Here is a 12,450-nt window from a genome sequence, read left to right as displayed (position 1 = left end):
CCATTTTAACCAGTGTACTTAGGCAATTCATCATCGGAAGATTGACGTAAATAAKCAAGTATTCCTGATGAAWCAGGCTTATCTGATTCACAACGATCCTCGTTTAGAAGGAAAATTAAAGCTTCAATAAGAAGAAATTTGTAAACGATGTGCTTGCATAAAGTGTAAAGGATGTCCTTGCACAAAATGTAAACGATGTTATTCTTGACAACGTGCGAGCCCCTACAATGAAAAAAATTTACAACAATTTAAAACAAAAAAAAAGAAACCGTGCATGATGGCAGAAACCATTATGCACGGTCTTTTTTACGCCCCAAAGCTCTGTTCAGTGCGGTTGATGATTTCGTCCTGCAGGGCTTTGTCCAGGTTGTTGAAGTAATCGCTGTAGCCGGCGACGCGGACGATGAGGTTTTCGTATTGTTCCGGGTGGCGCTGGGCATCGAGGAGGGTTTCCCTGTCGACGACGTTGAACTGGATGTGATGGCCGTCCATGGTGAAGTACGACCGGACCAGGGCAGCCAGGCAAGCCAGGCCTTTCGGGCCGGCGACGACGGACGGCGTGAATTTCTGATTGAGCAGAGCGCCGCCAGTCTTGAGCTGTTCCAGTTTGGCACAGGACTTGATGACCGCCGTCGGTCCGTGGGTATCAGCGCCCTTTTCCGGCGAAATACCATCGGGCAGGGGCACATGGGCCCGGCGGCCGTTAGGGCTGGCGCCCATGACCTGGCCAAAGTAGACGTGACACGTCGTCGGCAGGAATTCGACGACCGTCTTCGAGCCTTTCGGCGTCGGCCTGCCGGCAATAGTTGCTTGCAGAGCCCGGTCGACGTCGTGGAGGATAGCGTCGGCGTAGTCATCATCGTTGCCGTACTTCGGCGTATGATGGAGGACGACGTCGAGCAAGGCATCGTCGCCGTCGAAGTCCCGGTCGCAGGCGGTGATGATGTCTTCCATGGTGAACCGCCGCTGTTCAAAGACCTGCTGTTTCAGCACGGCCAGGGAATCTGTAATGGTCGCAATGCCGACACACTGGATATAACTCGTGTTATATCGGGCGCCGCCGGCATTGTAGTCCTTCCCATTGGCAATGCAGTCGTCGGTGATGACTGACAGCAGCGGCACGGGCATGTACTGCATATAGAGCCGTTCGATGAGGTTATTGCCGACCACTTTGACATCGACGACGTATTTCAGTTCTTTCAGGAAAGCCTGCCATACATCGTCATATGACGCAAACTGCAACGGGTCGCCGACGTCGATACCTGCCTTTTCCCCGGTATAGGCATCATAGCCGCGATGCAGGGCCAGTTCCAGGACCTTGGGGATATTGAGATAGCCCGTCAGGACATAGGCTTCTTTCCCGGCCGTCCCGGCTTCGACGCAGCCGCTGGCAATGCCGCAGGCCCGGGCATCATCGAGGGATTTGCCCAGATACATCAGTTCCTGGACGATGGCTTCGCTGTTATAGAACGCCGGCTGGCCCCAGCCTTGCGGGAGATTTCCAGAGCCTTCCGCAGGAAGCGTTCCGGCGTCTTCTGGGAAATCTGAACGTTGGAGCTCGGCTGGAGGAGGCGCATGTCGTCCATGACTTCCAGGATGAGATAGCTTACATCGCTGACGCCACAGGTCCCGTCGGACCGCAGGGCGCCGGTATTGATGTTGCAGAAATCGGTATACGTCGCGCTTTCCTTGAGGGTAATACCCACTTTCGGCGGTGCCGGCTGGTTATTGAACTGGATCCACAGCGCTTCCAGGAGCTCCTTGGCATCGTCCCGGGTCAGGCGCCCTTCGGCCAGGTCCCGGTCATAGAAAGGTTCCAGATACTGGTCGAACTTGCCTGGCGAATAGGCATCCCAGTTGTTCATTTCCGTCGTCACGCCGATATGGGTGAACCAGTACATCTGGATGGCCTGGCGGAACGTCTGTGGCCGGTGTTCCGGGACGACGTCGCAGACGGCGGCGATATCCAGCAGGTCCCGGCGCCAGGCCGGGTCTTTTTCTTTCACCGCCATGTCCCGGGCCAGGGCGGCATAGCGTTTCCCCAAGAGGATCATGCCCCGGCAGACCCAGGCCATGCCTTCCCATTCGTCCCGTTTTTCCAGGGCATCCATATCGTTATTGAAATCGAGGCTGGCCAGGCGTTCCTGGATGTCCCGCAGGAAATCGCCATAGCCCTTCCAGTATATCTTGCCATCGGCCACGGTATGGCCCGGACCGCGCTGCTGCAGGAATTCCGTGAACATACCGGCAGCAAATAATTTCTGCCATGCCCGGGGCAGCAGGCCGTTCATCTTGGTCAGCATGGCCCGGTCCTTCCAGTATGGGATGATGACGTCCCGCTGGATGCGCTTATCTTCGTCGGTCACTCTGAAGAAGACCCGTTCGCGGCTGTTCAGGGTGTCGAAGTCTTCCAGGGTATGGCAGCACAGTTCCGGAAAGGTCGGTGCCGCCCAGGGTTTCGGCCCCTTTTCGCCGACGATGAGCGAGCCCCGTCCCAGATAGAGGGTCCGATGGGCCATGAGATAGTAAAAGGCTTTGCCCCGCAGGACGGGAATGGAACAAGTCCCTTCGTACTGCTGGTACGCTTCGGTCAGCAGCACGGCCCGTTCCATGGAAATCGTCGGGACGGCGCCGTGAACGCTTTCTTCCCGCAGCTGGCGGATACGGTCCGTACATCCCCGGATACCTTCCACGAATTTCTGTTCTTTCAAAGCTGTTGCCATGTGAATTCCCTCCTATCTAACCGCCGATGACGGTATCATAACCGAGTACAGCAAAAGATTGCCGGATGGCTTCCAAGGCCTGCCCTGACGGGGCATGGAACGGCTGGAACGTCCGATGCAGGGCCTCATATTTATGGCGTCCCAGCTCATGGTACGGCAGGAGATGGATTCTTTCCACGCGTATCTGCTGCGCCTGGAGCCAGTCCTGGAAGGGCCGGATATCCCGGTCCCCGTCGGTATTGACGCCGTCGACCATGATGAGCCGCAGATAGAGGCCGGCGCCGGCGTCGCTGAGGCGCTTCATGTTCTCCAGTATCTGCCAATTGCCCTGGCCCATATATTGTCGGTGGCGTTCGGCGTCAAAGAGCTTCATGTCGTAAAGGAAGAAGTCCGTATAAGGCAGGACCGGTTCAAAAGCCGTAAAGGGAACAGCGCCGCTGGTGTCGATGCCGACGGAAATGCCTTTTTCAGCCAGGGCCCGGACGAGCTCGGCGATATACCCCATGGGCTGGGCCAGGACTTCACCGCCCGACAAGGTGACGCCGCCGCCAGAACGTTCATAGAAAATCTGGTCCTGCACGGCCTGGCGGACGAGTTCTGCTACGGAATAATAGGTCCCGACCTCATCCTGTCCCCCATCGCTACGCTCCATTCTCTCAACCTCGAAGCGCTGACTCTCCGGATTATGGCACCATGGGCAGGCCAAGGGACAGCCTTTGAAGAAAATCGTCGTTCGTATCCCCGGCCCGTCGTGGACGGAAAATTTCTGCACATTGAAAACCAAAGGCCTTTTCTCAGCCATATCCCCGCCTCCCAATCTCATACAACAGAAGTTCGAAGTTTGTAGTTTGTAGTTTTTAGTGGGTGTTTTTAAATTTGAAGCCATTTTCTACAAACTCCATACTACAAACTATAAAGCAAAAGGAACCGTGCATGATGGCAAAAGCCTTCGTGCAACGGTTCCTTCTTTGGTCTCATTCTGAACTTGTACTCATTATACTACACATTTGTATTCTTGAAAAGCATTTATCCTAAAAAATCACCAGACCTTGACCTGGATCCATTCGTCGTTATAGCGCTTGTCCCCTTCTTCGCCCAGGTATTTGTACGTTTCCTGGCCGGCATAAGCTTCTTCCGGCGGGAAGACGACGGGGTTATCTTTATAGTCTTCGTCTTCTTCCATGGCCGGGACGGCCGTATTCGGCGTCGAATAGGTCAGGTACTCGAAGTTCTTCAGGGCGATGTCGGGACGGCTCATGAAGTCGATGAATTTATGGGCATTTTCGACGTGTTCGGCATTCTTGGGGATGACCCACGAGTCAATCCAGAGGTTGGTCCCTTCTTTGGGGATGACGTATTCCAGGTTCCTGTTTTCCAGGATCATGCGCAGGGCTTCACCGGAAAAGACGACGCCCATGGCCGCTTCGCCGGAGACGAGCTTGTCCTTGACGTCATCGATGCCATAGGCCTGGACCAGGGGTTTCTGGGCGATGAGCATATCCCGCGCTTCTTTGATCTGCTGAGGATCCGTCGTGTTCAGGGAATAGCCCAGACGCTTCAAGGCGACCATGAAGGAATCGCGCGGCGAGTCCTGCATGATGATTTCATTCTTATATTTCTCGTTCCAAAGGATGGACCAGCTGTCGACAGGTTCATCGACCATGGTCCGATTGTAGACGATGCCGACGGTGCCCCAGCAATAAGGGACGGCATAGCGGTTGCCCGGGTCAAAGGACTCGGACTGGGTCCAGAACTGTTTGCCTACGTACTGGCGGGCGTTGGGCAGCTGGGAATAATCGAGAGGCTGCAAAAGATCATTGTGGATCATCTTCTGGATCATGTAGTCCGACGGGCAGATGACGTCATAGCGTTCGGCGCCGGCCGCGACCAGGGGATACATGCTCTCGTTGGTATCGAATTCATCCATGACGACGCGGATGCCCGTTTCTTCTTCGAACTGCTTGAGCGTATCCGGGTCGACGTAATCGCCCCAGTTATAGACATAGACCACGTTGTCCCCGTCTTCTTCGCTGTCAAAGAAGCCACAGCCGCTCAGGGCCAGGATACAGCAGAGACCGAGGAGAATCATGCGGATATATTTCATAGCGTTTCCCCTTTCCTACCAGTTCCGACCCAAGGCCAGGCGCCGGCGGTTGACGATGAGCAGGACGGCGAAGACCAGGACAAAGACGAATACGAGCGTCGAAAGGGCATACATTTCCGGATGGATGCCCAATTTCAATTCGGCATAGATTTCCGTCGGCAGCGTATCGATGCCGGCCCCTTTGGTGAAGTGCGTAATGATGAAGTCGTCGGCCGACATGGTGAAGGCCAGCATGAAGCCTGCCAGGAGACTGGGCCGCAGTTCCGGCAGGACGACGCGGCGGAATGCGACGAACGGCGTCGCGCCCAGGTCGCGGGCGGCATCATAACAGCTGCGGTCCAGCGACAGGAACTGGGGCATGATGCACAAGATGACGTACGGCAGGTTGAAGACGACGTGGGCCATGAGAATCGAACCGTAGCCCAGGCGCAGGCCCATGCCTAAAAAGAGGAGCATCAGGGAAATCCCGGTGACGATGTCCGCATTGAGCAGCGGCATACTAGCCACGCCGAGATAGACCGACCGCTGTTTGCGACCCATGCCGCGCAGGGCCATGCAGGTGAGAAGACCCAGGACGGTGGCGATGGCCGCCGACGAGAGACCGATGGTAATGGTATTTTGCAAGGCGTCAAAGATGCCTTCATTCTGGAATAACTCGCCGTACCATTGCAGGGTAAAGCCTGTCCAGTGGCCGCGGTAACGGCTGGCGTTGAAGGACTGGGCCACGAGGACGCCGATGGGCGCGTAGAGGAAGAGGACGACCAGGGCGACGTAGAGTTTCTTCACTTTTTCCATCACTTCTTCACCTGCCCTTCGCTGCGGTCGAAATAAGCCGTCACGACCATGTTGACGATGATGAAGACCATGAGCACCAGAGACAGGCCGCTGCCCAGATGCCAGTCATAGGCCATGGTGAATTCCTGTTCGACGATGTTGCCGATGAGCAGGATCTTATTGCCCCCTAAGAGGCCGCTGATGAAGAACGTCGTCAGCGACGGGATGAAGACCATGGTGATGCCGCTGATGGCGCCGGGCAGGGACAAGGGCAGGATGACCTTGGTGAAGGTCTGCCAGGAATTGGCCCCTAAGTCGCGGGCCGCGGCGATGACGTTGCCGTTGATCTTGCTCAGAGCGACGTAGAGGGGCAGGATCATATAGGGAAGGAAGTTGTAAATCATGCCGATGACGATGGCCGCCGGCGTGTTGATGAGGCTTACGTCAGGCAGGGACAAGAGGCGCAGGAACTGGTTGAGGATGCCGTTCTTTTCCAGAATCGTCTGCCAGGCCATGGTCGTCAGCAGGGAGTTCATCCACATGGGCAGGACGAAGAGCAGGAACAGGAGCGAGCCCTTCCCCCGCTTCTTTTCCGTCAGGATAAGGCAGAGCGGATAAGCCACGACCAGGCAGATGACCGTGCTGATGAGGGCCAGGACGATGGACAGTTCCAGGGCCTTCAGGTACTCCCAGTGGGCGATGAGGCTGATATTGGCCAGGGTAAAGGCGCCGTGGGCATCGGTCAGGCCGTACCAGGCGATGGCCACGACGGGACAGAAGATAAATAAGACCGCCCAGATGAGGAAGGGCGCGGCAAAGAGGTTGCGAATCGCTGCTGAATTAATCATTTTCCATCGCCCTTTCGTCTTCCGATTCCGGTTTATTCATGATCTGGATATTGAAGGGGTCCACCCAGAGGCTGACTTCGTCGCCGGGCTGATAGTGCTTCGTCGATTTGACCAGCCACTCGATCCCCCGCGCCTGGATAGTGAGGTTATAGGTCATGCCTTCAAAAATCGTCTTGGTGACGACGCCGTTGAAACCGCCGTCGCGAGGCGGCTGCAGTTCCATATCTTCCGGCCGGATATGGACGTCGACAGGGCGGTGGGTCCCGAAGCCGACGTCGACACAGTCGAAGTCGTAGTCGGCGATGCGCACGAGTTTGTCGTGTACCATGAGGCCGTCGACGATGTTGCTGTCACCGATGAAGTCGGCGACGAAGGCGTTTTCCGGTTCATTGTAAATGCTTTCGGGCGTGCCGATCTGCTGGATATAACCCTGGTTCATGACGACGACCGTGTCGGACATGCTCAGGGCTTCTTCCTGGTCATGAGTGACGAAGACGAAGGTAATGCCCAGTTCTTCTTTGATCTTGATGAGTTCCAGCTGCATGCTGCGGCGCAATTTCCGGTCTAGGGCACTCAGGGGTTCGTCCAGGAGCAGGACCCGCGGCTCATTGACGACGGCCCGGGCGATGGCCACGCGCTGCTGCTGGCCGCCGGACAAGTCGACGATGTTGGCGTGTTCGTAGCCGTCGAGGTTGACCAGTTTCAGGGCATAACGGATCTTATCGCGGATATAATCGCGGGACTTGCCGTGAATCTTCGGCCCGAAGGCGATGTTTTCGGCCACGTCCATATGGGAAAAAAGAGAATAATTCTGGAACACCGTATTGACCTGACGCCGGTTCGGAGGCAGCTGGGTGATATCGGCCCCATCGAAGAGGATACGCCCTTCATCAGGCGTTTCAAAACCGGCAATGAGGCGGAGCGTCGTCGTCTTGCCGCAGCCGCTGGGGCCGAGGAGAGTCACGAATTCATTTTCAGAAATCGTCAGATCAAGGCCATCTAATACCTTGTGCCCATCATAGGTCTTGGATACGTGCTCCAGGTGAATCAATTCTTTTTCCATTTCACAACTCCTTTTTTCATTCCTTACGGCTCCAGGCCGTAAAAAAAGGGAGATCGCATAATCGCTGATGCAAGGTCCCTTCCTCGATATTATTTTTTACTGCTCCGCGTGTCCCAGGGCCGCGACGTCGTCCAATACGACACAGGCTGCGGGCTGCGGACCGAATTGGCTACGCGGGCCGTCTTGGGCCGGACCGTAGTCTTAGTCTGGACAGCGGCTGCTTTCTGACTGTACTGTTCATGCCATTCTTTCAGGCTCGGAAAAATGGGTGCTTCCGTTTCCGTCACGGTCATGGCCGACCGCTTGTAGGGCTTCAGGGCCATGGCTTCATGACCGGCAAGGCGCCAGATTTCCCGCCGCGTCTGTTCGACGGTCTGGACATAATTCATGGTCTCCGTATAATGCGGCACGCCTCGGGCCCGGTCGACGGCGCCCGGTCCGGCATTATATGCCGCTTCGGCATAGACGAAGGGCCGGTCCCATGTGCGGTAGCGTTCGACCATCTGGCCGAGGTACTTGACGCCGCCAAAGATGTTCTCCCTGCGGTTGTAGGGATTGACCTTGAGTGATGCCGCTGTAGACGGCATAAGCTGGGCAATGCCGACGGCACCGACGCCGGACACGGCAGAATTATCGAAATGGCTTTCTGTCGTAAAGACGGCGGCGACGAGGATCGGGTCGACGTCATACGTATAGGATGCATCACAGATATCCTTGGCAATGGCCGCCGCTTCGCTGCCGCGGATATATTTGCTGACCTGGTCATAGACCATTTCTTCCTGCGTAATGGCCTGCACCGGCATCAAGCCATGAGGCCGATGAAAAGAGCAGCCATCTTTGTCTTACAGGCTTTGCTGAGTATCAACTTTCACATTCCTCCCCACTCACACGACTATCATTCTACCTTTCATTATATCACGGTCGTCAAGCCATTTGCCAATACCTTCTCGTTCTGCCCTATTAGGGTTATGCATCATTGTTCCACCACGCGGAAGATGACGCCTTCGTCGCAGTCGGGACACTGGATATCCGACGGCCAGAGCGAACCCTGGCGGCCGGCGAAGACATAAGGATAAAGGGCCTGGAGGGCCGTCATGCAGAGGGCGCCGCTCTTTGCTTTATCGATGACAGGCCCGTCGAAGACGATTTCATCGCCTTCTTTATAAAGATCACAATGAGACTTGATGACGACTAACTTAACTTTCTTGGCATCCATAATCATACCTCCTTAAGGTTCAATGGGAACGAAATCGAAGGCTTCGACGTCGAAGAGACCCGTGTCCAGCAGTTTCAGCTTGGGGATGACGGGCAGGCTCATGAAGCACAACGTCATGATGACATCGACGTCAGCGCTGACACCCAGGATATGGTGGGCCTTGGCGTAGAGCTCGTCCATAGCTGCATCGACAGCGGCGGCCGGCTGGTCGCTCATGAGGCCGGCAATGGGCAGCGGGATGGATGCAAGGACCGTTCCGTCCAAGACGATGGCCATGCCACCCTTCTGGCCCTCCAGGGCCTCGACGGCAGCGGCCATATCCCTATTGTTCGTGCCGGCGACGATGATGTTGTGCGAATCGTGAGCCACGGATACGGCGACGGCGCCTCGTTTAAGGCCATAACCGCGCAGCAGGCCCAGGCCGACGCAGCCCGTGCCGTGATGGCGTTCGACGACGGCGACCTTGACGATATCGGCCTGCGGGTCGTAGACGAAATCGCCGCGGTCATCGCGATGGATAAGGGCTTCCCCTTTTTCCGTGACGACGCCGCCGGGCACGATGTCGATAGTCCGGACCCGGTCCGACGTCAAGTGCATGACCAGTTTCTCTTCGGAGAAACCGGCGATGCAGACGGAGCTGCCGACGGCGCTGTAATCAGCCCGCGTAAAGGGCAGGAGATACTGGCCCTTTTCCGCTGCTTTCTGACCGCCGATGAAGGTCGTCAGGACGTAGAAATCCTTCAGGTCTTCAAAGAGGACGATGTCCGCCCGCTTGCCCGGTGCCAAGGCGCCGCGGTCGTCGAAGTGATAGCAGTCGGCGGCGTTGAGGGTCGCCATGGTGATAGCCGCCTGCGGCGACAGGCCGGCGGCGACGCAGAGGCGCAGGTGTTCATTGAGGTGGCCTTTCTCAAAGATCGTCTTGGGATGGAGGTCATCCGAACAGAGCAGGAAGCGGCGCAGATTGGCCGGCGTCACGGCCCGGACTAGATTTGGCAGGTCATGGCAGGCCGAACCGTTGCGCAGCATGACGTACATGCCGGCCTGGAGGCGCGCTTCGACGTCGTCCAAGGTGAAACATTCGTGGTCCGTCCGGATCTGGGCCGACGCATAAGCCTGCAGGTCCTTGCCAGTGACGCCGGGGCTGTGGCCGTCGATGGGCTTTTTCGCCTCATAGGCGGCGACGAGCTTGTCCAGGACGGCATCATCGCCGTTCAGGATGCCCGGGCAGTTCATGAATTCACCGACACCGAGAACGCGGTCGTCGGCCAGGGGCGATTTCATGTCGTCTGCTTCCAGCACGGCCCCGCTGTGGTCGAAAGGCGTCGCCGGGACACACGACGGCACCATGAAACGGACGTCCAGGGCCGTCTTTTCAGCGGCTTCCATCATGTAACGAAGGCCGGCCAGGCCGCAGACGTTGACGATTTCATGCGGGTCGGCGACGATCGTCGTCGTTCCCAGGGGGACGACCAGGCGGCCGAACTCTTCCGGGCTGACATAGGACGATTCGATATGGATATGGCTTTCAATGAGGCCCGGTGCGGCATAGGCCCCATGGGCATCGATGACTTCCTGTCCTTCATACGGGCCGCCGACGCCGGCGATGATGCCGTCGGCGATGACGATATCCCCAGGCCGGATGGTCTGTGTATAGACGTCGACGATCTGGCAGTTTTTAAGGACGACGTCCCCCGGTTCCAAGCCCCGGGCTACGGCAATACGCCGTTTCAAAAGATTCCGTGTCATAGTCATAATGTACTCCTTCCTATCGGTAAAGGCGTAAGATTTTTATCTTTCGGACTCATTGTACCATAGATTTCCTTTTTTTGACAAAATAGTTGCCCAAAAAGGCAGAACACCCTATAATAATGATATCAGTTGATGTCCGTCGTCTGCTATTTGGCTTCATGTATTTCCGGATGGATGTCAACTTGTTTTATTACTAAAGGAGTGTGAATGTATTATGGAAAACCAACCGTCCTTCCTCGACCGTTTCTTCCACTTGAGCGAAAATGGCACGACGGTCCGCACGGAAATCCTGGCTGGTATCACGACCTTCATGACCATGGCCTACATCCTGGCCGTCAACCCGACCATCATGAGCGCCGCCGGCATGGACAAAGGTGCCGTCCTCACGGCAACCGCCCTGGCTTCCCTTATCGGGACGCTGTGCATGGCCTTTTTCGCCAACTATCCCTTCGCCCTGGCACCGGGCATGGGCCTGAACGCCTTCTTCGCCTTTACGGTCGTCCTGCAGATGGGCTACACCTGGGAAATGGCCCTGGCCGCCGTCTTCTTTGAAGGCGTTATCTTCATCATCCTGTCTTTGACCAATGTCCGCGAAGCTATCTTCAACGCCATCCCCATGACCTTGAAGAAAGCCGTTTCTGCCGGCATCGGCCTGTTCATCGCCCTCATCGGCCTGCTGAACGCCCAGATCATCGTCGCCAACCCGGCAACCAAGATTGCCCTGTTCTCGTTCAAACAGTCTGCCGCTACGGGTACCTTCCACACTGTCGGCATTACGGTTCTCCTGGCCATGATCGGCATCGTCTTCACAGCCGTCCTGATGGTCAAGAAAGTCCGCGGCAACATCCTCTGGGGCATCCTCTTTACCTGGATCCTGGCCATTCTTTGCGAATTGACCGGCCTCTACGTGCCCAATCCGGAAATGAAGATGTTCAGCGTCATCCCCGACCTGTCCGGCGGCGCCGCTGCCTTTGCCCCGGCCAGCCTGAGCCCCATCTTCGGCCAGCTCGACTTCAGCCGCGTCTTTAGCCTGGACTTCCTGGTCGTCATGTTCGCCTTCCTCTTCGTCGATATCTTCGATACCCTGGGCACGCTCATCGGCGTCTCGTCCAAGGCCAACATGCTCGATGAACGGGGCCGCCTGCCGCGCATCAAAGGCGCCCTCCTGGCCGACGCTGTCGCCACGACGGTCGGCGCTGTCATCGGCACCAGTACGACGACGACCTTCGTCGAAAGCGCTACCGGCGTCAGCGAAGGCGGCCGCACGGGCCTGACGGCAGTCTGCGTCGCTGTCCTCTTCGCCCTGTCCCTCTTCCTGTCGCCGTTCTTCATGGCCATCCCGGCCTTTGCCACGGCACCGGCCCTGGTCATCGTCGGCTTCCTCATGCTGACGTCCGTCGCCGGCATCGACTTCGACGACTTCAGCGAATCCATCCCGGCATACATCACCATCATCGCGATGCCCTTCTGCTACAGCATCTCCGAAGGCATCTCCTTCGGCATCATCTCGTATGTCGTCATCAACCTGCTCACAGGCAAACGGGAAAAGATTTCCCTCCTCATGTACTGCCTGGCCGTCATCTTCGTCATGAAGTACATCTTCTTGTAAGAGATGGAGTTAACAGTTAGCAACTAGTGGCTAGTGATTCGCCAAAAATGCGTAGGGGCGCCACGTGGGGCGCCCGCTCCTGAAAAATGGTTCCAACGCTTTATTATGTCGGAAAAATCGAACATATCCTGAAACGGGCTCGCCACGTGCGAGCCCCTACAGACGAAAAAAGGGCCTGTCGCACGTAATCGTGCACAGGCTCTTTTTTATGTATGCAAAAACATCATAGCTTTATGGTCGTTCTTCGTGGACGGTTTGCTCGGACTCAGAAGCGGCTTTGCCGCAATAGACTCTGGAAATCAGGCGCAGGAGCGACCAAAAGGCTCCCCTGTGAAGGGGAGCTGGCCGCCAACGGCGTGTCTGA

10 protein-coding genes and 1 pseudogene are annotated in these 12,450 nt (G+C 56.7%); 1 reads left to right on the top strand and 10 read right to left on the bottom strand.

What is annotated here, in order from left to right; translation table 11 throughout:
• Positions 1–306: 306 nt before the first annotated feature.
• The 10 genes and pseudogenes from NM10_RS14805 to ade form a co-directional block, all read right to left on the bottom strand.
• The gene (locus NM10_RS14805) at positions 307–720 is read right to left on the bottom strand and encodes a glycine radical domain-containing protein (protein ID WP_239639719.1); all 414 of its coding nucleotides are present in this window, start codon (positions 718–720) and stop codon (positions 307–309) included.
• Between the two features lie 66 nt (positions 721–786).
• A pseudogene (locus NM10_RS11050) lies at positions 787–2,612 on the bottom strand (pyruvate formate lyase family protein); the annotation flags it as partial.
• A gap of 127 nt (positions 2,613–2,739) precedes the next feature.
• On the bottom strand, positions 2,740–3,525 hold the full coding sequence (locus NM10_RS11045) for a radical SAM protein (protein ID WP_071601856.1): 786 nt from the start codon (positions 3,523–3,525) through the stop codon (positions 2,740–2,742).
• Positions 3,526–3,762: 237 nt separating this feature from the next.
• Positions 3,763–4,827: an ABC transporter substrate-binding protein gene (locus NM10_RS11040; RefSeq protein WP_020311644.1), complete on the bottom strand. Its 1,065-nt coding sequence runs from the start codon at positions 4,825–4,827 to the stop codon at positions 3,763–3,765.
• 15 nt (positions 4,828–4,842) lie between these two features.
• The gene (locus tag NM10_RS11035) at positions 4,843–5,622 is read right to left on the bottom strand and encodes an ABC transporter permease (RefSeq protein ID WP_020311643.1); all 780 of its coding nucleotides are present in this window, start codon (positions 5,620–5,622) and stop codon (positions 4,843–4,845) included.
• Positions 5,622–6,449 (bottom strand): ABC transporter permease, encoded by an 828-nt coding sequence (locus NM10_RS11030; protein WP_020311642.1) that lies wholly within the window; start codon positions 6,447–6,449, stop codon positions 5,622–5,624. Before NM10_RS11030 ends, NM10_RS11035 begins: the two co-directional genes overlap by 1 nt.
• Positions 6,442–7,512: an ABC transporter ATP-binding protein gene (locus NM10_RS11025; protein ID WP_020311641.1), complete on the bottom strand. Its 1,071-nt coding sequence runs from the start codon at positions 7,510–7,512 to the stop codon at positions 6,442–6,444. Before NM10_RS11025 ends, NM10_RS11030 begins: the two co-directional genes overlap by 8 nt.
• Positions 7,513–7,601: 89 nt before the next feature.
• Positions 7,602–8,315 (bottom strand): lytic transglycosylase domain-containing protein, encoded by a 714-nt coding sequence (locus tag NM10_RS11020; RefSeq protein WP_020311640.1) that lies wholly within the window; start codon positions 8,313–8,315, stop codon positions 7,602–7,604.
• Between the two features lie 170 nt (positions 8,316–8,485).
• Positions 8,486–8,728 (bottom strand): TIGR04076 family protein, encoded by a 243-nt coding sequence (locus NM10_RS11015; protein ID WP_020311639.1) that lies wholly within the window; start codon positions 8,726–8,728, stop codon positions 8,486–8,488.
• 12 nt (positions 8,729–8,740) lie between these two features.
• Entirely contained in the window at positions 8,741–10,474 is a 1,734-nt protein-coding gene (gene ade, locus NM10_RS11010) for an adenine deaminase (protein WP_036244045.1), read from the bottom strand.
• Positions 10,475–10,691: 217 nt separating this feature from the next.
• On the opposite strand from ade, the gene NM10_RS11005 reads away from it, so the two are divergent.
• On the top strand, positions 10,692–12,086 hold the full coding sequence (locus NM10_RS11005; RefSeq protein ID WP_020311637.1) for an NCS2 family permease: 1,395 nt from the start codon (positions 10,692–10,694) through the stop codon (positions 12,084–12,086).
• Positions 12,087–12,450 lie beyond the last annotated feature (364 nt).

It is taken from the genome of Megasphaera sp. NM10, assembly GCF_000417505.1.
Taxonomy (GTDB): Bacteria; Bacillota; Negativicutes; order Veillonellales; family Megasphaeraceae; genus Megasphaera; species Megasphaera intestinihominis.
The sequence above is the reverse complement of the archived record's forward strand: the minus strand, read 5'-3'. Positions and strand labels throughout refer to the sequence as shown.